Genomic DNA, 22,171 nt, shown 5'->3' on the forward strand with positions numbered 1-22,171 from the left:
CGGGGCGGTGCGGGGCGGTTGCCGCCCAGCCTGCCGTGCGCGCCCCACGCCCGCTCCTCGAGGTCCCCTGTGGACGGAACCACACCGCGCCGGGCGCTTTCGGGCCGCGTGCGGAGCAGCGCGCCGGACCGTCCGGTCGCGGCCCGGATCGCCGTGTCCACCGATCGTCCTGAAGCGCACCCGTCGCGGGCGCGACCACCGCACCGTGGCGTCATGACCTCGCGCCACGCACTCCGCATCCCCGCCGGTGACCGGGACCTGACGGTCCGGGTCGTCGGCACCGTCGCCTGCCTCGCGCTGTACCCCCGGAGCGGCGAGCCCGGCGATCACGACGGGACCGACGGGACCAACGAGCCCGACGATCAGGACGGGACCGATGAACCCTCGGAGCCGGTGACCGTCGCCGTGCCGGCGCGCGTGCTCGTCGCCGCGCTGCGGGTCGCCTGGGCCGACGCGCACGACTCGTGCACCTTCGAGCCCTGGCGCGACCGGGACCGCGCCGGCTGGGGCGACGGCGGTGACGCCGGTGGCGACGGCGGACCGTTCGGCCGGTACCGCTGGTACGGACCGGGCGACCTCGGCGGGCGTCGCCGTGTGCGTTGGGGCGACCGGCCCGACGACCAGGTCGGCGACCTCGGCGACGGCGATCCCGACGGGTTCCGGGATCCGACGGTCGTGCCGTTCCCGGTGCCGAACCGGTTCCGGCCGGCGGCGCCACCGCGCAACGGGCTGCCCTGGGAGCCCGAGGAGGAGCTGCGCATCCGGACGGCGTGGCTCGCCGCCGCACCCGACGCCGACCGTCGCGCCCTCCTCGCCGAGATCGCGGGCTCCGTCGAGCGCAAGGTCAGCGGGGTGGTCCTGCGGCTCCGCCAGGTCGGCTGCGACCCCGCGCAGCCGGGCGGCCTCCTCGCGCGACCGTGGGACACGCCGGCCGGTGACGCGCCGACCGGCACCTCGTCAGGCCCGTAGCCGCAGGCCCTTCGGGCTGTGCCGGAAGCCCGCGTCGGTGAGGACCTCGGCCAGCACGCCGTCGAGCGAGCCGGAGCCGTCGGCCTTCTCGACCGCGATGCTGCCGAGCCAGCCCTCGCGCACCGCCGTGGCCAGCGCGGTCGCGGCGGCGGCGAGGGTGTCGTGCTCGGTGGTGAAGCTCAGCAGCGTCTTGCCGCCGCGCTCGACGTAGATCGCGGGCTCGCCGTCGGTGAGCACCACGAGCGCGCCGGCCTTGCGCCCCGGCCGGTGCGAGCTGGTGCCGTCCTGGCTGCCGACGGTGGCCGGCCACTCGAGCGCCGCGCCCCAAGGCTGGGCGGGGTCGGTCGTCGCGAGGACGAGGGCCTGCGCCGCTCCGCCGCCGTCCTCGACCCGGGACTCCGCCCGCAGACGGTCGATCGCGCCGGGCACCGCGAACTGGGCGGCGCCCAGCCCCTCGATCACGTAGCCGCGGCGGGCGCGGCCGGACTCCTCCATCGCCCGGAGCACCGGGTAGATGCCGGCGAACCCGCCGGTGGTGCGCTCGGTGTCGAGGGCGCCGCGGGTGAGGACGCCGTGGCGCTCGAGGAACGCCTCGGTGCGGGCCTGGGCGCGCCGGGTCGGCTCGCCCTCGCGCTCGGGGACCCCCGACCAGCGGCCCGCGGCCGTGGGCGGGCCGGTGCGCGAGGGCATCGGCGCGCGCCCGAGGCGGGCGTAGCGACCCCGCGCGGGTGCCCGGCGCTGGCGGTGCGCCCCACCCCGCGACCCGCCCGAGCCCCGGGACCCGCCGCCGGAGACCAGGGCCCGCACCGGCGCGAGCGTGTCGTTGGTGGCGAGCCCCGCCCACACCAGGTCCCAGAGCGCGGCGACCATTGCGGCGTCGTCGGGCAGGTCGATCTCCCGGGCGGTCTCGGACTCGCCGGCCTCGCGCAGCGCCGCCTGCGTCCGTTCGGTCAGCTGGCGGAAGAACAGCGCGCCGCCGGCCTCCAGCGTGGTGAGCAGCGCCCGGTGCAGCGGGGTGTCGGCGAGGTCGGTCTCGGGGTCGGGCAGCAGGAGGTCGGCGAGGTCGGTGGGCGCGACCGCGAGCCATCCGTCGCCGCCGGCGAGCGTGCCGCAGCCGGTCCACGTGACCTCGCCCGCGCTCGTCAGCTCGTCGAGCAGCGCGGTCGAGTACCCGGGCAGGCGGGCCGGCAGCACCAGGCTCTCCAGGGCGCTCGCCGGGATCGGCGCGCCGGCGAGCTGCTCGACGACCCCCAGCACGTCGTCCGGGCCCGGCGCCCGGCGGACCCGCCCGCCGATGCCGTGCCACGAGGGGAGGAACCGTCCGAGCGCTGCGCGCTCGACCGGCTCGACCTCGGCGCGCAGGCGGGCGAGCGAGCCGCGCCGCAGCCGGCGCAGCACCTCGGCGTCGCACACGTCCGGGCCGGTGGCCGCGAGGTCGGCGGGCGCCCCGGGGACCGGCGGCGACCCCTCCGGGCGCAGCTCGCCCCGCACCAGCCGCCCCGAGGAGACCAGGCGGTCGACCACGCCGCCGACGACCGCGACACCGAGCCCGAAGCGGTGCGCCGCGGCCGCGACCGGGAACGGCCCGCGGGTGCGGGCGAAGCGGGCCAGGAGGTCGCCGAGCGGGTCGGCCACCGGCTCGGTGAACGCCTCGGGCACGCCGACCGGGAGGCCGGCGCCCAGGGCGTCACGGAACCGCCCGGCGTCCTCGATCGCGATCCAGCGCTCCTGTCCGGACACCCGCACACGGATCGCGCGGCGGGCCGACTCCAGCTCGGTGAGCCACTCCTCGCGGACCCCGCGGGCCTCGGCCTCGGCGGTGGTGAGGTCGCCGACGAAGCGCAGGAGGTCGGCCGTGCCCTCGGCGTCGCGGACATGGCGCTCCGGGTCGGTGCGCTGCAGCTGGCCCTCGATCTCGGCGAGCACCTCGGCGTCGAGCAGCTCGCGGATCGCCTCCGACCCGAGCAGCTCGGCGAGCAGCGTGGAGTCCAACGAGAGGGCGGCGGCGCGGCGCTCGGCCAGCGGGGCGTCCAGCTCGTAGAGGAACATCCCCACGTAGCCGAACATCAGCGTGCGGGCGAACGGCGAGGCGCTGGCGGTGGCGACGTCGACCACCTGCACCCCGCGCGAGCGCACGTCGCGCATCAGCTCGGCGAGCCCGGGCACGTCGTAGACGTCCTGCAGGACCTCCCGCATCGTCTCGAGCACGACCGGGAACTGCTCGAAGCGGCTGGCGATCGAGAGCAGCTGCGCGGCGCGCTGGCGCTGCTGCCACAGCGGGGTGCGGCGGGTGGGGTCGCGGCGCGGCAGCAGCAGCGACCGGGCCGCGCACTCGCGGAACCGCGCGGCGAACAGCGCGGAGTTGCTGACCTCGCCGGTGACCACCTGCTCGACCTCGTCCGGGTCGAGCAGCACGTCCTCGGCCGAGGGCAGGATCTCCTCGCCGGCGTCGTCGAGGGCGTCGGGCAGGCGCAGGACGATGCCGTCGTCCGCGCTCGCGGCGGACACCTCCAGGCCGCGCTGCTCGCGGAACCGGGCGGCGATGGCGAGCGCCCACGGCGCGTTGACCTGGGCACCGAAGGGGGAGTGGACCACGAGGCGCCAGTCGCCGAGCTCGTCGCGGAAGCGCTCGACGACGATCGTGCGGTCGCTCGGGACGTGGCGCGTGGACTCCTTCTGCTCGCGCAGGTAGGAGAGCAGGTTGGTGGTGGCCCACGCGTCGAGGCCTGCGGCCTGCGCCCGGGCGGTCGCCGCCTCGTCGTCGGCGGCGGCGACCTCGCGCACGAAGGCCCCGAGCGCCCGGCCGAGCTCGAGAGGACGACCCGGGGCGTCGCCCTTCCAGAACGGCATCCGGGCCGGCACCCCGGGCGCGGGCTCGGCGACGACGCGGTCGCGGGTGATGTCGAGGACGCGCCAGCTGGTGGAGCCGAGCAGGAAGGTGTCGCCGACCCGTGACTCGTAGACCATCTCCTCGTCCAGCTCGCCGACCCGCGACCCGCCGGTGCCGCCGCTGCGTCCATTCTCTGGCCCGGAGCCGGGCGTCACCACCGTGTACAGCCCGCGGTCGGGGATCGTGCCGCCGCTGGTGACGGCCAGGCGCTGGGCTCCGGGTCGCCCGGAGAGCTGGTCGGTGACGCGGTCCCACGTGATGCGCGGGCGGAGCTCGCCGAAGTCGTCGCTGGGGTAGCGCCCGGCGAGCATGTCGAGCACCGCGGCCAGCGCGGAGTCGGGCAGGCCGGCGAAGGGCGCGGCCCGGCGCGCGAGCGCCGCGAGGTCGGAGACCGTCCACGGCTCCATCGCCGTCATGGCCACGACGTGCTGGGCGAGCACGTCGAGCGGGTTGCGCGGGAAGCGCATCGCCTCGATGGCGCCGCCGGCCATGCGCTCGGCGACGACGGCGCACGACACGAGGTCGCCGCGGTACTTCGGGAACACCACGCCCTCGGACACCGCGCCCACCTGGTGGCCGGCGCGGCCGACGCGCTGCAGCCCGCTGGCCACCGACGGCGGCGCCTCCACCTGCACCACGAGGTCGACCGCGCCCATGTCGATGCCCAGCTCGAGGCTCGAGGTGGCCACCACGCAGGGCAGCTGCCCGGACTTGAGCGCCTCCTCGACCTGGGTGCGCTGCGTGCGGCTCATCGAACCGTGGTGGGCCCGCGCGACGATCACCTCGGCGGGCTCGGCCGTGCCCGACTGGCCGACCGCTCCCGCGGGGAACCGCCCGATCACCGGGGCGAGCTCCTCGGCCTCGTCGTCGGTGTCGGCGCCGGGCTCGTCCGTCCCGTCGTCGTCCAGCTCCACCGGCTCGCGCTCGGCCGCCGCGGCCTGCGCCCGCTCCGTGGCGAGCTCGTTGATCCGCGCGGTGAGACGTTCGGCGAGACGGCGGGAGTTGGCGAAGACGATGGTCGAGCGGTGCGCCTCGACCAGCTCGAGCACCCGCTCCTGCACGGCGGGCCAGATCGAGGCGCGCTGCGCGGCACCGGCCGCGGAGCCCTCGACCTCCTCCTCCACGCCCGGCCCGGAGCTGTTGTCGCCCTGGCCGTCGAGCGCCGCCATGTCCTCGACGGGCACCTCGACGCGGACCTGCACCGTCTTCGCCGACTCCGGCGCGACGACGCGCACTGGGCGGCCGCCGCCGAGGAACGCCGACACCTCGTCGATCGGCCGGACGGTCGCCGAGAGGCCGATGCGCTGAGCCGGCGCGTCGAGCAGGGCGTCGAGACGCTCGAGGCTCAGCGCGAGGTGCGCCCCGCGCTTCGAGGCCAGCACGGCGTGCACCTCGTCGACGATCACCGTGTCGACGCCGCGCAACGACTCGCGCGCCGCGGACGTCAGCAGCAGGAACAGCGACTCCGGCGTCGTGACGAGGATGTCGGGCGGCGTGCGGGCGAAGCTGCGGCGCTCGTCGGCGGGGGTGTCGCCGGTGCGCGACCCCACGGTGACGTCCGGGCGGGGCAGCCCGAGGCGCTGCGCCGCCTGCCCGAGCCCGGCCAGCGGGGAGCGCAGGTTGCGCTGCACGTCGACCGTCAGCGCCTTCATCGGCGAGACGTAGAGGACCCGGCAGCGGCGGGTGGGCTCCTCGGGCGGCGACGTCGTCGCCAACCGGTCGAGCGCCCAGAGGAACGCGGCGAGCGTCTTGCCCGAGCCGGTGGGCGCGACGACCAGCGCGTGCTGCCCGTCGGCGACCGCCTCCCAGGCGCCCTCCTGCGCGGGCGTGGCCCCGGCGAACGCGCCGGTGAACCAGTCGCGCGTCGCGGGGGAGAAGCGGTCCATGACGTCCACGGGTCCCATGGTGCCCCCGACCCCCGACAGCGAACCGCCGTCGGCTTCCCGGTGGTCGGGAGGGATCACTAACGTGGCCGGATGCGGATCGCGCTCGCCTTCCAGGGCGGCGGCAGTCACACGGCGTTCACCGCGGGCGTCATGGCCCGGTGGGTCGAGCGCGGTGCCTTCGACGCGCACGACGTCGTGGCCGTCAGCGGCACCTCCGGCGGCGCCATCAACGCCCTGCTGACGTGGTCGGTGCTGCGCCGCGGGGACGTCGACGGGATCCCGGCGGCGCTGGAGGCGTTCTGGGAGGACAACGCCGCGCGGGGTCCGGTCGAGCGCCTCGGCAACGCCGCGCTCGTGGGGGCGGGGCTCGTGCAGAGCCTCGGCCTCCTGCCGCCGCTGAACCCCTACCTCGTGCCGCCGCCGTTCGACGGCCGCGCGGAGTTCCGCCGGCTGCTGCGCCGGCACGTGGACTTCGACGCGCTGACGGTCGACGCCGCCGGCGAGCACCCGCGGCTGGTGCTCGGCGCGGTCGACGTCCGCACCGGGGCCTTCCGCGCCTTCGACAGCCGCCGCGACCGCATCACCCCGGACACCGTGCTGGCCTCGGCGGCGATCCCCACCCTGTTCCGCTCGGTCCACACCGACGGCGGCGCCTACTGGGACGGGCTGTTCTCCCAGAACCCGCCGGTCGCGCCGCTGCTCGACGACGACCCCGACGAGCTGTGGGTCGTCCAGATCAACCCGACCCGGCGGGACGCCGAGCCGCGGACCACCCTCGAGATCGCCGACCGCCGCAACGAGCTCGCGGGCAACCTCTCGCTGTACCAGGAGCTCGCGGCCGTCGAGCGGATCGACCAGCTCCTGGCGGCCGGCACGCTGAGCCCGGCCGGCGGATACCGACAGGTCGCCGTCCGGGTCCTCGAGCTCGCCCGCTCGCCGGTCACCGGCCTGCTCGGCGCCGCGTCCAAGCTGAACCGGGACGTGGCGTTCCTGCGGGACCTGCGCCGGCGCGGCCGCGGGCGGGCCGACGTCTTCCTCGCCGCCCTGCGCCTCGAGGAGGCGTGGGACGCCGGCGACGTCCCCCTCCTCCGTGCCCTGCTCGTCGACGCCGCCGTCGAGGTCGACCCGCCGTTCGCGGGCGACGTCCCCGCACTGCTGGCGGCCGGCGTCGCCCGGGACGCCACCCGCAAGGAGCTGGTCGGCGAGGACGTCGCGTGGCGCGTCCGGGCCGACGACCGGACCGCGGGGCTCCTCACGGCGTCGTACGCGGGGGAGCGGATCGTGGGCCTGCACCTGGGCCCCGCCGACGAGGACGCGACGTGAGCCCCGAGGCCCTGGCGCTGGGGCTGCTCAGCGCCGTGCGCGGCGTCCAGCTCGCGATCGTGTACATCCTGCTGCTCTCCGAGCGCCCGCGCCCGCTGCTCGTCGCCTACCTCGTCGCCGGCATCGCCGTGACCCTCGGCGTGGGCATCGTCGTGGTCACCTGGCTGCACACCGGGGCGCCGACGTCCGAGGGCACGACTGGGCGGCTCGTCGCCGACCTGGTGCTCGGCGTCCTCGCGATGATCTGGTCGGCGCTGCGGCTGGCCGGCCGGGAGCCGCGGCGCCGGCGCCCGGAGCGTCCCCGCAAGCGCAGCACGGTCCTGCCGGAGGCCCTCGACCGCCGCCTGCGACCGCCGACGACCCGCGTGGTGGCCGCGGCCGGGGTCGTCACCAACCTGCCGGGGCTCTACTACCTGGCCGCGCTGGTCGCGATCCTGCAGACGCAGCCGAGCGCCGTGGACGGGATCGTGCAGGTCGCCGTCTACACCGTGCTCCGCTTCGCCGTGCCCCTCGCCGCGCTGGCGCTCGTCGTGGTGCGCCCGGACCGGACCCTGGAGACGGTGCAGGGGGCGCACGCGTGGGGCCGGCGGAACTCGAAGGTGCTCATCGCGGTCGCGGTCGGCCTGGTCGGGATCTACCTCACCGGCAAGGGCCTGGTCGGGCTCCTGGGGTGGTGACTCAGGCCGGGTCGTCCGCGGCCAGCCCCGCGTCGTGGGCGAGCAGGGCGAGCTGCGTGCGGTTCTCCAGGTCGAGCTTCGTCAGCGCGCTCGACAGGTAGGTCTTCACCGTCGAGAGCGAGAGCAGCAGCTCCGAGGCGATGCGCGCGTTGCTCCACCCGCGCCCGACCGCGGCGGCCACCGCCCGCTCCTGCTCGGAGAGCCCGGCGAGCCGGGCGCCGGCGTCGGGCCGTGCGGCGCCGCGGCCGGTGGCCGCCGCGATGAGCCGGCGCGTCACGGTCTCCGACAGGCTCGTGCCCCCGGCCGCCACCCGGCGGATGGCGTCCTCGATCTCGGCGGGCGGGGTGTCCTTGACGAGGTAGCCGGTGGCGCCGGCGCGGAGCGCGGCCAGGACGTCCTGGTCGGAGTCGAAGGTGGTGAGGACGAGGACCGCGGGAGCGTCGGCCCCGCGGAGCAGCTCGGCGGTGGCCCGCACGCCGTCGACGCGGGGCATGCGCAGGTCCATGAGGACGACGTCGGGGCGGTGCTCCGCGACCGCGGCGGGCACCTCGTCGCCGTCGCCCGCCTCGGCGACCACCGTGATGTCCGGCGCCTCGCCCAGCAGGAGGCGCAGGCCCGAGCGCACGAGGGCGTCGTCGTCGACCACCAGGACGCGGACCGGCCCGCTCATCGGGCCTCCGCGGGCGTCGGCCGGTCCGCGAGCGGCTGGGGCACCACGGGCCACGGGACGCGGACGTCCACCCGGAACCGGCCGCCGTCCGGCCCGCGGTGCCGCACCCGCCCGCCCGCGAGGTCGACCCGCTCGGCGATGCCGAGCAGGCCGTTCCCGGGCGGTCGCACCGGCGCCGGCGGGAGGGGGTTGCTGACGTCCAGCTCGGCGTCCGCGCCGGGGGCACCCCGCAGCACGATGTCGACGGGTTGACCCGGGGCGTGGCGCGCGGCGTTGGTGAGCGCCTCCTGGGCGATGCGGTAGAGGGTGCGCCCGCACTCGTCGGGCGGGGTGCCGTCGAGCTCGTCGCGCACCGCGACCGGCGTGCCCGCGGCGCGGACGCCCGCGACGAGGCGGTCCAGGTCGGCCAGCGTGGGCTGCGGTGCGCGCTGCGCGGTGCCCACCTCGTCGGTGTCGTGGTCGTCGGGGTCCGCGTCCGGGTCGCGCAGCACGCCGAGGATGGCGCGCAGGTCGACCAGCGCGTCGCGGGCCCCGGCGCGCACCACCTCGAGCGCCTGGCCTCCGACACCGGCCTCGGCCGAAGGTCGATCCGCGACGGTCCTTTCGTCGACCGGGAGCAGTCGTCGCGCCGTGGCCGCCGGCCCGTGCTCCTGGCGACGATCATCGCCATGACCGTCACGGCACCCGTCCCGACAGCCACCGCACCGGCGCGCCCTGCGCGGCCGCCGTTCGCGTGGTGGCCCGTGGGCGCCGTCGCCGCCGCCGTCGCCGCGGCCCACCTGGCCGTCGCGTGGATCCCCGGCTGGTGGTTCGACGAGGCGCTCATGCTCGCCATCGGGCGTCACCACCTGGCGTTCGGGTCGGTCGACCAGCCGCCGGTGGCCCCGTTGGTCGCGGCCGCCATGGACGCGATCGCGCCCGGGAACGTGCTCGTGCTGCGCCTCCCGGCGATCCTGGCGACGGTCGCGGCCGTCCTTCTCGCCGCGCTGATCGCCCGCGAGCTCGGCGGCGACACGCGGGCCCAGACGCTGACCGCGCTCGCCCAGGGCACCGGCGTCTGGGCCACGATCGGCGGCCACTGGGTCACCCCGTACACCCTCGAGCCCGTCACCTGGCTCGCGCTGGGCTGGCTGCTGGTGCGCTGGTGGCGTGTGCGCGACGACCGGCTGCTGCTCGCGGTCGGCGCCGTGGTCGGGGTCGGCGCCGAGGTGAAGTTCCAGATCCTCCTGTTGGCGGCCGTGCTGGTGCTGGCGGTCGCCGTGCTGGGGCCGCGGGCGCTCCTGACCCGGCCCCTGCTCTGGGCGGGCGCCGGCATCGCGGCCGTGCTCGCCGCGCCGACCCTGGTCTGGCAGGCCGTCAACGGGTGGCCGCAGCTGCAGATGGGGCCGGTCGTCGCCTCCGAGGCGGCCTTCCTCTACGGCGGGCGCCCCGGGATCGTGCTCGGGATGCTCGCCGCGGCCGGCGTGCTGGGCCTGCCGCTCGCGCTGTACGGGGTGTGGCGTCTCGCCACGTACCCGGAGCTGCGCCACCTGGCCCTCACCACCGTCGTCCTCTACGTCGTCTTCGCGGTCACGCTCGGGCGGCCCTACTACCTCGCGGGGCTCTACGGGCTGCTCGCGGCGGCGGGCGCGGTCGGGCTGCAGCGCCGCCGGGAGGCCGGTCACCGGCGGCTGCGCTGGGTCGCCTGGCCCGCGGCCGCGGTGAGCGCGGCGGTCGCGGTCGCGGTGCTGCCGACGTCGGTCGCGATGGCGGCGCCGACCGTCGGCGAGCCGCTCGCCGCCGCGACGGTCCGCGCGTACGACGCCCTGCCGCCCGCGCAGCGCGCGCACGCGGCCGTCATGGCGGAGTCCTACATCTACGCGGCCTACCTCGACGTCCACGCACCCGAGGGCGCGCTGCCCCCGGCGGTGAGCAGCAACCGCAGCTACGGCTGGTTCCCGCCGCCGTCCGACGACGGCGACACCGTGCTCTACGTGGGGTCGACCGCCGACGAGCTGCGTCCGTGGTTCGCCGACGTGCGCCCGGTGGGGGAGCCGGTCGGCGACACGCGGCTCTGGCTGGCGACGGGCCGGCTCGTGCCCTGGGACCAGCTGTGGCCGAGCCTGCGGCACCTCGACGTGCAGTAGCTCAGCGGCCGCGGTTCTGGAACCACCAGCGCAGCAGCACCACCAGCGCGCCGACCATGCAGGCCAGGGCGACGATCGACCCCAGCGTGCTCCCGAGCGCCCCGTCCACGGGGTCCAGGCTAGCGGTCCGCGGGCTACTGGCCGGTGCTCCTCGCCAGGTGAGCGACACCGGCCGGTGACCGTGTCGGGCGGGGCGTCGCGGCCCGGCGGCGACGCCCCCACCTAGGGTGGAGCGCGTGCGGCTGACTCACTTCCGGCAGCTGATGGACGACGAGTTCGGGGCGGTGCGGGCCGGGTCGATCGCCCGCGACCACGTCTTCGGCGCGCTCGGTGGGCGCACGGTGGCGCAGGCGCTCGAGGACGGTGAGGAGCCGCGCGACGTGTGGCGGGTGGTGTGCGCCGAGTTCGAGGTGCCCGCCGAGCGCCGGTGACGACCCGGTCGACCTCCCGGCCGGAGGACCGCCCGCCGCACCGGCACCGACGCCCGACACGCCCGGACCGCCACGGGCTCCCGGATCGAACACCTGTTCGTCTACCCTGCTCCGTACGGCCCCTGCGCGGCGTCAGCGTCGCCGGCGTCCGTCCACAACCGTTCCGTCCGTCCCCAGGCCGGCCGGCTCCGGCACCACGCTGTCGGACCCTCCGCCTACCGTCGGCCTCCGAGAGTCGACCCCTGACCCCGAAGGTGACATCCCCATGGCACAGGCACCGGATCGCGACAAGGCGCTCGAGCTCGCCCTCGCCCAGATCGACAAGCAGTTCGGCAAGGGCTCGGTCATGCGGCTCGGGGACGAGGGCCGGGCGCCGGTCAACATCATCCCGACCGGCTCGATCGCCCTCGACGTGGCGCTGGGGGTTGGTGGCCTGCCCCGCGGGCGCGTGGTCGAGATCTACGGCCCGGAGTCCTCGGGCAAGACGACGGTGACGCTGCACGCGGTGGCCAACGCCCAGGCCCAGGGCGGCATCGCGGCGTTCATCGACGCGGAGCACGCGCTCGACCCCGAGTACGCCAAGGCGCTCGGTGTCGACACCGACGCCCTGCTGGTCTCGCAGCCCGACACGGGCGAGCAGGCGCTCGAGATCATGGACATGCTGATCCGCTCGAACGCCCTCGACGTCATCGTGGTCGACTCGGTGGCCGCCCTCGTGCCGCGCGCCGAGATCGAGGGCGACATGGGTGACAGCCACGTCGGTCTCCAGGCCCGGCTGATGAGCCAGGCGCTACGCAAGATCACCGGTGCGCTGCACGCGTCGGGCACCACGGCGATCTTCATCAACCAGCTGCGCGAGAAGGTCGGCGTCATGTTCGGCTCGCCGGAGACCACCACGGGCGGCAAGGCGCTGAAGTTCTACGCCTCGGTCCGGCTCGACATCCGCCGCATCGAGACGCTCAAGGACGGCGCCGACGCGGTCGGCAACCGCACGCGGGTCAAGGTCGTGAAGAACAAGGTGGCCCCGCCGTTCAAGCAGGCCGAGTTCGACATGCTCTACGGCCACGGCATCTCGAAGGAGGGCTCGCTGATCGACATGGGTGTCGAGCAGGCGATCGTCCGCAAGTCGGGAGCCTGGTACACGTACGAGGGCGACCAGCTGGGGCAGGGCAAGGAGAACGCCCGCAAGTTCCTCAAGGAGAACCCGGACGTCGCCCTCGAGATCGAGAAGCGCATCAAGGAGAAGCTCGGCATCGGCCCGAAGCTCGATGCCGAGGAGACCGCGCCCGCCCCCGTCGACTTCTAGTCGCGTGGGGGCCCGCGACGGGGTCGGGCGGCGCCGGTCGTCGCGGGGGCGCGCGCCGGAGCCGCCCGACCCCGACGGCACCGGCAGCACCCACGCGGCCGGCGACGACCCACCGGCCGACCCCGAGTCGGTCGCCCGCACGATCTGCCTGAACCTGCTCACCACGCGCGCCCGCTCCCGTGCCGAGCTGGCCGACGCCCTGGTGCGCAAGGACGTCGAGGACGACGTCGCCCGCCGGGTGCTCGACCGTCTCGCCGCGGCCAAGCTCGTCGACGACGCCGCGTTCGCCGAGCAGTGGGTGTCGTCGCGCCACCGCCACCAGGGCCTGGGCAAGCGGGCACTGGCCGGGGAGCTGCACCGCAAGGGCGTCGACCGCGAGACGGCGACGACGGCGGTCGACGAGATCGACCGCGACGACGAGCGCGCCCGCGCCCGGGCGCTCGTCGACCGGCGCCTGCCCTCCCTCGCCCGCCACGACCACGCGGTGGCCGCGCGCCGCCTCGTCGGGATGCTGGCGCGCAAGGGGTACGACGCCGGGGTCGCGTACGGGGTGGTCCGGGAGGCGCTCGCCGAGCGGCCCGCTCCGGAGGGTGAGCACGACGCGCTCGACGACGTCCTCGCCGGCGCGGATCCGGAGCCCGACGAGCCCGACCACGAGCGCTGATCCGGACGCCGGCGCCCGGGGACGACCGGGCCGCCGACCCCGCCGTGACCGGCGCGGTGATCGCTCTCGATCTCGGACGTGGCCATCGTCACGCCCGGCCACGGGGGTGGCCCGGGCGACATGACGGATTGACGCGTCGTAGTGTGCGGCGCACCACAGAGCGTGGCGTCCGCGGGTTCTCCGCTCCGTCGCCGGCCACGGCCGGGCGCATCGGACGGTGCCGCCACCCGCCGACGCGTGCGCGTCACCGCAGACGAGACCACGCAGACAGGACCGGTGCCGTGACCACCACACACGACTCCGGGACGTACCGGCCGCCGGCGCCGGGACGCCCCGACATCCGACAGCGCACCCTGCGCACCGACCGCTGGTGGCTGCCGCCGCTGGCGAACGCGCTGGGCCTGGCCACCTTCGTCGTGTACGCGACGATCCGGTCGCTCTGGGGCGCCGCGTACTACGTCGACGAGTACCACTACCTCTCGCCGTTCTACTCGCCGTGCGTGAGCGCCTCGTGCGTCCCGGAGGCGAGTCATCTGGGCCAGTGGTTCGGCGAGATGCCGTGGTTCCTGCCCTACGCGCTGGTCTCGCTGCCGTTCCTGCTGCTCTTCCGGCTCACGTGCTACTACTACCGGAAGTCGTACTACCGGGCGTTCTGGTCGTCGCCGCCCGCGTGCGCCGTGGCCGAGCCGCACACGAAGTACACCGGCGAGACACGCTTCCCGCTGATCCTGCAGAACGCGCACCGGTACTTCTTCTACGTGGCTTTCGTGATCTCGCTGCTCAACACCTACGACATGGTGCTGGCTTTCCAGAGCACCGACCCCGCCACGGGGCAGACGTCGTTCGGGCTGGGCCTGGGCACGCTCATCCTGCTGATCAACGTGGTCGGTCTGTGGCTGTACACGCTCTCGTGCCACTCGTGCCGCCACATCACGGGCGGGCGGCTCAAGCACTTCTCCAAGCACCCGGTGCGCTACAGGATCTGGACGGGCGTCTCCAAGCTGAACACCCGCCACATGCTGTTCGCGTGGCTGACGATCGGGACGCTGATCCTGACCGACTTCTACATCATGCTCGTCTCGAGCGGCACCATCTCCGACCTGCGGATCGTGAACTGATGACGGACCCCGGCACCCCCACCGCCTTCGAGGCGGCCGACGCGAGCACCGGCGGCGACACCCCGGTCACCCACCACACGTACGACGTCCTCGTGATCGGGGCGGGCGGCGCGGGTCTGCGTGCCGCGATCGAGGCGCGCCTGCGCGGCAAGCGGGTCGCGATCATCTGCAAGTCGCTGTTCGGCAAGGCCCACACGGTCATGGCCGAGGGCGGGATCGCCGCGTCCATGGGCAACGCGAACCCGCGCGACAACTGGGAGGTCCACTTCCGCGACACCATGCGCGGGGGGAAGTTCCTCAACAACTGGCGCATGGCCGAGCTGCACGCCAAGGAGGCGCCGCAGCGGGTCTGGGAGCTCGAGACCTACGGCGCGCTGTTCGACCGCACGCCCGAGGGCAAGATCAGCCAGCGGAACTTCGGCGGGCACAACTTCCCGCGCCTCGCCCACGTCGGTGACCGCACGGGGCTCGAGCTGATCCGCACCCTGCAACAGAAGATCGTCTCGCTGCAGCAGGAGGACTTCGCCCGCACCGGCGACTACGAGTCCGACCTCGCGGTCTTCCACGAGTACACGATCACCGAGCTGCTCAAGGACGGCGACCGTGTGGCCGGGGCGTTCGGCTACCGCCGTCCGACCGGCGAGCTGGTCTGCTTCCACTCCGCGGCGGTGGTGCTCGCGACCGGCGGCGTCGGCAAGTCGTTCAAGGTCACCAGCAACTCGTGGGAGTACACCGGCGACGGCCACGCGCTCGCGATGCGCGCGGGCGCGAAGCTGCTGAACATGGAGTTCGTCCAGTTCCACCCCACCGGGATGGTCTGGCCGCCCAGCGTGAAGGGCATCCTCGTCACCGAGTCGGTGCGGGGCGACGGCGGCGTCCTCAAGAACTCCGAGGGCAAGCGCTTCATGTTCGACTACATCCCCGAGGTGTTCCGCGAGCAGTACGCGACCAGCGAGGCCGAGGGCGACCGCTGGTACACCGACGCCGACAACAACCGGCGCCCGCCGGAGCTGCTGCCGCGCGACGAGGTCGCCCGCGCGATCAACAACGAGGTCAAGGAGGGCCGTGGCTCCCCGGCCGGCGGTGTCTACCTCGACGTCTCGAGCCGCATGCCTGCCGCGGAGATCACGCGGCGGCTGCCGTCGATGTACCACCAGTTCAAGGAGCTGGCCGACGTCGACATCACCGCCGGGCCGATGGAGGTCGGACCGACCTGTCACTACGTCATGGGCGGCGTCGAGGTCGACCCGGACACCGCGGCGTCCGCGGTGCCGGGGCTCTTCGCGGCCGGCGAGGTCGCGGGCGGCATGCACGGCAGCAACCGCCTCGGCGGCAACTCGCTGTCGGACCTGCTGGTCTTCGGCTGCCGCGCCGGCGCGGGGGCCGCGGCCTACCTCGACGGGCTCGGGAACGTGCCGACGGTCTCCGACGCGTCGGTGACCGCGGCGCGGGAGGACGTCGAGCGCCCGATCGAGAGCTCGGGCGGCGAGAACGCCTACACCGTGCACCAGGAACTGCAGCAGACGATGAACGACCTCGTCGGCATCATCCGCAAGGCCGACGAGATGGAGCTGGCCCTCAAGAAGCTCCACGAGCTCAAGGACCGGGTCCCGCGCGTCGCGGTCGACGGGCGCCGCGCCTACAACCCGGGCTGGCACCTCGCGCTCGACCTGCGCAACATGCTCATGGTCAGCGAGTGCATCGCGAAGGCGGCGCTCGAGCGGCAGGAGAGCCGCGGCGGGCACACCCGCGACGACTACCCGACGATGGACGAGACGTGGCGGCGCGAGCTGCTCGTGTGCTCGCTGCGGGACGGGGAGGTCGTCCTCGAGCACCAGGGCCAGCCCGACATGCGCTCGGACCTGTTCGACCTCTTCGAGCTCGACGAGCTGAAGAAGTACTACACCGGCGACGAGCTGGGTGGCCACCGCAGCGACGCCCCGGTCCGGAAGGACGAGGTCAACGCCGACGACCCCGGTAGCGAGCACACCGGAGGGGGAGCCTAGGCATGGGATACGCAGCGAGCTTCAAGGTCTGGCGCGGCGACGCGGAGGGCGGCGACTTCGTCGACTACACGGTCGACGTCGAGGAGGGCGAGGTCGTCCTCGACATCATGCACCGCCTCCAGGCCACGCAGGCCGGGGACATGGCGGTGCGGTGGAACTGCAAGGCCGGCAAGTGCGGGTCGTGCAGCGCCGAGGTCAACGGGCGCCCGCGCCTGATGTGCATGACGCGCATGTCGACGTTCACCGAGGACGAGACGATCTCGGTGGCGCCCATCCGGACGTTCCCGGTGATCCGCGACCTCGTCACCGACGTCGACTTCAACTACCAGAAGGCCCGTGAGGTCCCGGCCTTCGCCCCGCCGGAGGACCTCGCCCCGGGCGAGTACCGGATGGCGCAGGCGGACGTCGAGCGCTCGCAGGAGTTCCGCAAGTGCATCGAGTGCTACCTGTGCCAGAACGTCTGCCACGTGGTGCGTGACCACGAGGAGAACAAGGAGCCGTTCTCCGGCCCGCGCTACCTCATGCGCTTCGCCGAGCTGGACATGCACCCGCTCGACGTGCGCAACCGCAAGGAGGACGCGCAGGAGGACGCCGGCCTGGGCTTCTGCAACATCACCAAGTGCTGCACCGAGGTCTGCCCGGAGCACATCAAGATCACCGACAACGCGCTCATCCCGATGAAGGAGCGCGTGGTCGACCGGAAGTACGACCCGCTGGTCTGGCTCGGCAAGAAGATCTTCAAGCGTGAGGACCTGGAGGCCGAGCAGCGCGGCGCCACCGGAGCGCGTTCGCTCGAGAACCCGGGGCCGGACAACGGCTCGTCGCTCGACGCCGACCGGATCGGCCCGGTCGGCACGACCTGAGGTCGCCCCGCGGCAGGTCGACCCGCCGCGACGGACCCGTGATCCCCCCGGGACACGGGTCCGTCGTGTGTCGGGAGGGAGTCAGCCGGCGGCGCGCAGCGCGTCCGTCCCGCCGACCGCGGCCCAGAAGCGCTCGTTGGCCTCCCGGTCGCGGTCGAAGGTCTCCAGGCGCGCCCACTGCCCGTCCCGCATCGTGATCACGTAGACGGCCTGGTTGTCGAACACCGCGTCGCCGCGCCGTCCGGTCTCGTGGACGAGCATGACCACGCGGTCGGCGTCGCCGTAGATGCCGAGCGGCTCCTGGGCGAAGGTGCCCTCGAAGAACGCGAGCCACTGCCCGTAGAAGCCGAAGAAGGCGGCCTTGCCGTCGACGACGTGCAGGTCGGCGGGCACGCCGTTGTCGTAGTTGATCATGACGAAGTCGTCGGGGAGCATCGCGTCGAACGGTCCGACGTCACCCTGCTGGGCGGCGAGGAACGCGTCGCGGGTGTGCGTGACGTTCGGGTGCTCGGCGAGGCCGGTGCTGGTCATGATCGTCCCCCGTGCTGGTGATCGGTGTGCTCCGACGCTAGGGACGCCCGGGCACGGGATCGTCTGCCGGACGGCAGACGCCGGGAGTCAGGAGTCCGACCCGCAGGCCGACCCGTGCGGCGGACGGTGGCGGTCGCTACAGCTCGCGGCGCATCGCGAGCCGCGGCTGCCGGTCGAGGCCCCGGGCGGTCTCGGCCGCCCGCACCGCCCGCAGGCCCGGGCCCAGCTCGTCGTCGGCGAGCGGCCGGAACCCGAGGCGCTCGTAGTACGGCCCGTTCCACGGCACGTCGCGATAGGTCGTCAGCGTCACCGCGGCGAACCCGGCCGCCCGGGCGCGGTCGACCAGGTGCTCGACGAGCCGCGCGCCGAGCCCCCGCCGGGCGCCGTCGGGGTGCACCGAGACCTGCTCGAGGTGGGCCTCGCCGTCGACGACGTCGTCCATGAGGTAGGCGAGCGGACGCCCGTCGACCTCCAGGACCCACAACCCGCCCCGGTCCAGCGCGCCGCGCAGGACGACCGCCGACGGCGGGGCCTCGTCGGCGACCGTGCCGAGGCCGACGTCGCGGAACAGCGCTCCCGCGGCCACCTCGATCGCGCGCAGGACCTCGAGCTCGTCCGGGCGAGCGGGCCGGATGGTCACCCGGGCACTATTCCCCGTCCTCCGGGCGGGGCGCGACGGTGCGGACGGCCGGGTTGCGGCGGCTGCGGCGCTCGAGCCAGGTGGCCAGGGCCGAGAGCAGCAGGCACAGGGTGATGTAGACGACGGCGACCACGATCGCGACCGGGATCAGCGGGTAGCCGAGCTCGGCGTTGGACCCGAGCCGCTGGGCCTGGAAGAGCAGCTCCGGGTACGTGATCAGGAAGCCCAGCGCGGAGTCCTTCAGCAGCACGACCAGCTGGCTCACGATCGAGGGCAGCATCGAGCGCACCGCCTGGGGCAGGAGCACGAAGCGCATGACGCCGGACTTGCGCAGCCCCAGCGCGTAGGCGGCTTCGGACTGCCCGCGGGGCACCGCGAGGATTCCGGCCCGGAAGATCTCGCCGAGCACGGCGCCGTTGTAGACGGTGAGCGCCAGGACGATCGCGACGTAGGTGGAGACGGTGACGCCCACCGACGGCATGCCGTAATAGAGCAGGAACATCAGCACGACCACCGGGATCGCCCGGAACGCCTCCAGGACGCCCGACGAGGTCCGCCGCAGCCAGGGGTGGTCGGAGACCCGGCCCAGGGCGAGGACCGCCCCGAAGACCACGGCCAGCACCGCGGCCGAGGCGAAGGCCTGCAGCGTCATGACCAGCCCGTCGAGCACGTCGAGCTGGATCCGCTCGTAGAGGATCCACTCCCACATCCGCGCGTCGAGCTGGCCGGTGGCGGCCAGGCGCCAGACGAGCACCCCGACCAGCGCCACCACGACCGCGAGCGTGACGACCCCGGCGGCGGTGTTGCGCGCCCGCGCCCGCGGGCCGGGGACGTCGAACAGGACCGTCGTCGGCGCGCTCATCGGGCCACGCTCCAGCGCTTCTCGAGGCGGCGTTGCACCGCCGTGAGGGGGACGACGAGGATGACGAAGCCCAGCGCCACCCAGAGCAGGGCGACCAGGGTCGAGCCGCCCTGCTCGTTGACCACGCGGTAGAACCCGCCCGCCTCGACCACCGAGAAGCCGGCGGCGACGGTGGTGTTCTTCAGCAGCGCGATCTGCACGCTGGTCAGCGGGGGCACGACCGAGCGGATGGCCTGAGGCAGGACGATCAGCGAGAGCGTCTGGGTGAAGCCCAGGCCCAGGGCCCGGGCCGCCTCGGACTGACCGGCGGGCACGGTGCTGATGCCGCCGCGCACCGTCTCGCAGACGAACGCCGCGGTGTAGAGCGAGAGCCCGACCACGGCGAGCAGGAAGAACGGCAGGTAGAAGAAGAGCTTGGTGAAGCCGAGCGCGAAGAAGAACAGCACCAGGGTCAGCGGCGTGTTCCGCAGCAAGGTCACGTAGCCGGTGCCGACCGTGCGCATCGCGGGTACCGGGCTGACCCGCATCGCCGCCAGGAGTGTCCCGAGGATCATCGAGGCGACCCCCGAGAGCACGAACAGGCCGAGCGTCACCCCGAAGCGCGACAGGAAGTCGTCGAGGTTGTCGAGCAGGACCGACACGACGGCCCCTCCTTGGTCGGGGCCCGGCGTGGGTCCCCGTGCCGGAGCACGGGGACCCCACGCGCGGGACCGCGGGTCAGTAGCGCTGGATCGGCGGCGGGCTGGCCTGGGTGCCGGAGCGGCCCAGGGTCTCGTTGTAGAGCCGCTGCCAGGTCCCGTCGTTCTCGGCCTGCTGGATCAGGTCGTTGACCTTGTTCCGCAGTGCTGCGTCGTTCAGCGGCAGCCCCACGCCGTAGGGCTCGCTCGAGAACGTCTGACCGACGACGCGCAGCTGGTCGGGCGCCTGGGCGGCGTAGCCGGCGAGGATCGCGTTGTCGGTGGTCACCGCGTCGACCTGACCGCCGCGCAGCGCGTCGACGCACTGCGAGTAGTTCTGGAACTCCACGACGTTGGTCGTCAGGTTCTGGTCCCGGACCCGCTGGATGGGTGTCGACCCCGTGACCGAGCAGACACGCTTGCCCTGCAGCGTCTGGGGCCCGGTGATCGACTGGTCGTCGGCGCGGACCAGGAGGTCCTGGCCGGCGACGAAGTACGGGCCGGCGAACGAGACGCGCTGCTTGCGGCTGTCGTTGATCGTGTAGGTGCCGACGTACATGTCGACGTCGCCGCGCGAGATGGCGTCCTCGCGGGCGGCCGACGGCACGACCTTGTACTCGATCTGCTCGGGCCCGAAACCGAGCCCGGCAGCGATCATGCGGCCGATCTCGATGTCGAAGCCGGTGTACTGCCCGGTCGTCGGGTCCTGGATGCCCAGACCCGGCTGGTCGTTCTTGACCCCGATGACGATCCGGCCGCGCTGCTGCATCGCCGCGAAGGTCGGCGAGCCAGGGACCTGCACGTTCTGGGCCACCGGTACGCCGGCCACCGGCGCGGCACCGCTCGGGCTGCCCTCGCGGCCGCACGCGGCCCCGAGGGCCAGGGCGAGCACCGCGAGCAGGACACCGAGGACCCGGATCGGGACGCGTCGCATGAGCGGCTCCTTCTGCTGTCGGTGGATCAGTGGGTGAGGATCTTGCTGAGGAAGTCGCGGGCCCGATCGGTCGCGGGCCGGGAGAAGAAGCTCTCCGGGGTCGTGTCCTCGACGATCTCGCCGTCGTCCATGAACACCACGCGGTGCGCGGTGCGCCGGGCGAACCCCATCTCGTGGGTCACCACGACCATCGTCATGTCGTCGCGGGCCAGGTCGGCCATCACCTCGACGACCTCCCCGACCATCTCGGGGTCGAGCGCGGAGGTGGGCTCGTCGAAGAGCATGACCTTCGGCGCCATGGCCAGCGCGCGGGCGATCGCGACCCGCTGCTGCTGGCCCCCGGAGAGCTGGGCGGGGTACTTGCCCGACTGCTCCCCGATCCCGACGCGGTCGAGCAGGACCCGTGCCTCGGACTCGGCGTCGGACCGCGAGACCCCGCGCACCCGGATCGGGGCGAGCGTGACGTTGTCCATGATCGTCAGGTGCGAGAACAGGTTGAACTGCTGGAAGACCATGCCGACGTCGGAGCGCAGCGCGGCGAGGTCGCGACCCTCGGCGGGCAGCGGCCGCCCGTCGATCTCGATGCTTCCCTCGTCCACCGGCTCCAGACGGTTGATCGCCCGGCACAGTGTCGACTTGCCCGAGCCGGAGGGGCCGAGCACCACGACGACCTCGCCACGGGCGACCTCGAGGTCGATGTCGCGCAGGACGTGCAGGGCGCCGAAGTGCTTGTTCACCCCAGCCATGCGCACCATCGGTGTCGCGTCGCTCATCGAGGGGTCACCTGTCCGATCGAGATCGCCGTGAGGTGTGACGGACCGTGGCAGGGCTTTGCACGCAACGTCCATTCTCTTGAGGAAGACTTAGGGTTCCCCGAAGACGGAGCCTGCGTAGCTCGACCCGGGAGAGCGGCGTGAGAGTGCTGGTGGTGGAGGACGACGACCGCGTCGCCGCCGCGCTGCGCACGGCGCTCGCCCGATACGGCATGGATGTCGATCGCCTCGCGACCGGGCGCGACGTCCTGGACCATCTGCCCGCCGCGGACGTCGTGCTGCTCGACCTGGGGCTGCCCGACGTCGACGGCCTCGAGGTGTGCCGGTCGATCCGAGAAGCGGGGGAGACGCCCGTCATCGTGGTCAGCGCGCGGGGGCGGGTCGACGAGCGCATCGTCGGGCTGCACCACGGCGCCGACGACTACCTGGTCAAGCCCTACGACGTCGGCGAGCTGGTGGCGCGCATCCACGCGGTGCGCCGCCGGCGGGGCCCGGCGGCGGGCCCGCCGCCGACACCGGCCCGCGACCTCGGTGGCGGGGTCGTGCTCGACCGGGCCCGCCACGTGCTCACCGTCGAGGGCGGGGAGGTCGCCCTCTCCCGCAAGGAGTTCGCGGTGCTGGCGCTGCTCGCCGACGCCGACGGCGCGGTCTGCACGCGGGACCACCTCGTCGCCGAGGTCTGGGGCCGCCGCTGGCCGGGCGCGGACCGCACGCTGGATGTCCATGTCGCCACGCTGCGCACCAAGCTCGGGCGTCCCGGGCTGGTCGCGACGGTCCGCGGGGTGGGCTACCGGCTGGTCCCCGACGGCCGAGAGGGCGGCTGAC

General features: G+C 74.1%; 20 protein-coding genes. 11 read left to right on the forward strand and 9 right to left on the reverse strand.

The features are described from left to right. Positions 1 to 213 precede the first annotated feature (213 nt). Complete coding sequence (locus QSK03_RS06790; RefSeq protein ID WP_285649674.1) at positions 214 to 969, forward strand: hypothetical protein; 756 nt, start codon at positions 214 to 216, stop codon at positions 967 to 969. On the opposite strand, the gene QSK03_RS06795 is transcribed toward QSK03_RS06790, so the two are convergent. Then, positions 958 to 5,763, reverse strand: a complete 4,806-nt coding sequence (locus QSK03_RS06795) for an ATP-dependent helicase (RefSeq protein WP_285649676.1) — start codon at positions 5,761 to 5,763, stop codon at positions 958 to 960. The genes QSK03_RS06790 and QSK03_RS06795 overlap by 12 nt on opposite strands. A gap of 72 nt (positions 5,764 to 5,835) precedes the next feature. Between QSK03_RS06795 and QSK03_RS06800 the strand changes: the two genes are divergently transcribed. Both QSK03_RS06800 and QSK03_RS06805 read left to right on the forward strand, forming a co-directional pair. After that, positions 5,836 to 7,068: a patatin-like phospholipase family protein gene (locus QSK03_RS06800; RefSeq protein ID WP_285649678.1), complete on the forward strand. Its 1,233-nt coding sequence runs from the start codon at positions 5,836 to 5,838 to the stop codon at positions 7,066 to 7,068. Beyond that, positions 7,065 to 7,745 (forward strand): GAP family protein, encoded by a 681-nt coding sequence (locus QSK03_RS06805; protein ID WP_285649680.1) that lies wholly within the window; start codon positions 7,065 to 7,067, stop codon positions 7,743 to 7,745. Before QSK03_RS06800 ends, QSK03_RS06805 begins: the two co-directional genes overlap by 4 nt. A 1-nt stretch (position 7,746) precedes the next feature. On the opposite strand, the gene QSK03_RS06810 is transcribed toward QSK03_RS06805, so the two are convergent. Next, entirely contained in the window at positions 7,747 to 8,415 is a 669-nt protein-coding gene (locus QSK03_RS06810; protein ID WP_285649681.1) for a response regulator transcription factor, read from the reverse strand. After that, positions 8,412 to 8,960: a sensor histidine kinase gene (locus QSK03_RS06815; RefSeq protein ID WP_285649682.1), complete on the reverse strand. Its 549-nt coding sequence runs from the start codon at positions 8,958 to 8,960 to the stop codon at positions 8,412 to 8,414. The genes QSK03_RS06810 and QSK03_RS06815 overlap by 4 nt, the downstream gene beginning before the upstream one ends. Positions 8,961 to 9,083: 123 nt before the next feature. Between QSK03_RS06815 and QSK03_RS06820 the strand changes: the two genes are divergently transcribed. The 7 genes from QSK03_RS06820 to QSK03_RS06850 all read left to right on the forward strand — a co-directional run bounded on the left by QSK03_RS06820 (position 9,084) and on the right by QSK03_RS06850 (position 16,929). Next, entirely contained in the window at positions 9,084 to 10,541 is a 1,458-nt protein-coding gene (locus QSK03_RS06820; protein ID WP_285649684.1) for a glycosyltransferase family 39 protein, read from the forward strand. A 236-nt stretch (positions 10,542 to 10,777) separates the two neighbouring features. Beyond that, on the forward strand, positions 10,778 to 10,972 hold the full coding sequence (locus QSK03_RS06825) for a DUF3046 domain-containing protein (RefSeq protein ID WP_285649686.1): 195 nt from the start codon (positions 10,778 to 10,780) through the stop codon (positions 10,970 to 10,972). A gap of 265 nt (positions 10,973 to 11,237) precedes the next feature. Next, positions 11,238 to 12,278, forward strand: a complete 1,041-nt coding sequence (gene recA, locus QSK03_RS06830; protein WP_285649688.1) for a recombinase RecA — start codon at positions 11,238 to 11,240, stop codon at positions 12,276 to 12,278. A gap of 4 nt (positions 12,279 to 12,282) precedes the next feature. Beyond that, positions 12,283 to 12,942, forward strand: coding sequence for a regulatory protein RecX (locus QSK03_RS06835; protein ID WP_285649690.1), 660 nt, complete (start codon positions 12,283 to 12,285; stop codon positions 12,940 to 12,942). 281 nt (positions 12,943 to 13,223) lie between these two features. Continuing rightward, positions 13,224 to 14,060: a succinate dehydrogenase subunit SdhC gene (gene sdhC / locus QSK03_RS06840; protein WP_285649692.1), complete on the forward strand. Its 837-nt coding sequence runs from the start codon at positions 13,224 to 13,226 to the stop codon at positions 14,058 to 14,060. Next, positions 14,060 to 16,066, forward strand: a complete 2,007-nt coding sequence (locus QSK03_RS06845) for a fumarate reductase/succinate dehydrogenase flavoprotein subunit (RefSeq protein ID WP_285649694.1) — start codon at positions 14,060 to 14,062, stop codon at positions 16,064 to 16,066. The genes sdhC and QSK03_RS06845 overlap by 1 nt, the downstream gene beginning before the upstream one ends. A gap of 2 nt (positions 16,067 to 16,068) precedes the next feature. After that, positions 16,069 to 16,929, forward strand: coding sequence for a succinate dehydrogenase/fumarate reductase iron-sulfur subunit (locus QSK03_RS06850; protein WP_285649696.1), 861 nt, complete (start codon positions 16,069 to 16,071; stop codon positions 16,927 to 16,929). An 81-nt stretch (positions 16,930 to 17,010) separates the two neighbouring features. Here the strand turns inward: QSK03_RS06850 and QSK03_RS06855 are convergent, their stop codons facing one another. The 6 genes from QSK03_RS06855 to QSK03_RS06880 all read right to left on the reverse strand — a co-directional run bounded on the left by QSK03_RS06855 (position 17,011) and on the right by QSK03_RS06880 (position 21,328). Beyond that, positions 17,011 to 17,460, reverse strand: a complete 450-nt coding sequence (locus QSK03_RS06855; RefSeq protein WP_285649698.1) for a nuclear transport factor 2 family protein — start codon at positions 17,458 to 17,460, stop codon at positions 17,011 to 17,013. Between the two features lie 136 nt (positions 17,461 to 17,596). Next, positions 17,597 to 18,100 carry a GNAT family N-acetyltransferase gene (locus QSK03_RS06860; protein ID WP_285649700.1) on the reverse strand — a complete coding sequence of 168 codons (504 nt, stop codon included), beginning with the start codon at positions 18,098 to 18,100 and terminating at the stop codon, positions 17,597 to 17,599. A 7-nt stretch (positions 18,101 to 18,107) separates the two neighbouring features. Further along, positions 18,108 to 18,962, reverse strand: coding sequence for an amino acid ABC transporter permease (locus QSK03_RS06865; protein WP_285649702.1), 855 nt, complete (start codon positions 18,960 to 18,962; stop codon positions 18,108 to 18,110). Then, positions 18,959 to 19,603, reverse strand: a complete 645-nt coding sequence (locus QSK03_RS06870) for an amino acid ABC transporter permease (RefSeq protein ID WP_285649704.1) — start codon at positions 19,601 to 19,603, stop codon at positions 18,959 to 18,961. Before QSK03_RS06870 ends, QSK03_RS06865 begins: the two co-directional genes overlap by 4 nt. A 76-nt stretch (positions 19,604 to 19,679) precedes the next feature. Further along, the gene (locus tag QSK03_RS06875; protein ID WP_285649706.1) at positions 19,680 to 20,573 is read right to left on the reverse strand and encodes a glutamate ABC transporter substrate-binding protein; all 894 of its coding nucleotides are present in this window, start codon (positions 20,571 to 20,573) and stop codon (positions 19,680 to 19,682) included. 26 nt (positions 20,574 to 20,599) lie between these two features. Further along, entirely contained in the window at positions 20,600 to 21,328 is a 729-nt protein-coding gene (locus QSK03_RS06880) for an amino acid ABC transporter ATP-binding protein (protein ID WP_285650075.1), read from the reverse strand. Between the two features lie 158 nt (positions 21,329 to 21,486). Between QSK03_RS06880 and QSK03_RS06885 the strand changes: the two genes are divergently transcribed. Further along, positions 21,487 to 22,170 carry a response regulator transcription factor gene (locus tag QSK03_RS06885; RefSeq protein WP_285649708.1) on the forward strand — a complete coding sequence of 228 codons (684 nt, stop codon included), beginning with the start codon at positions 21,487 to 21,489 and terminating at the stop codon, positions 22,168 to 22,170. The last annotated feature ends 1 nt before the right edge of the window (position 22,171 follow it).

Origin of the sequence: Actinomycetospora sp. NBRC 106375 (assembly GCF_030269665.1) — a bacterium.
Lineage (GTDB): Bacteria > Actinomycetota > Actinomycetes > Mycobacteriales > Pseudonocardiaceae > Actinomycetospora.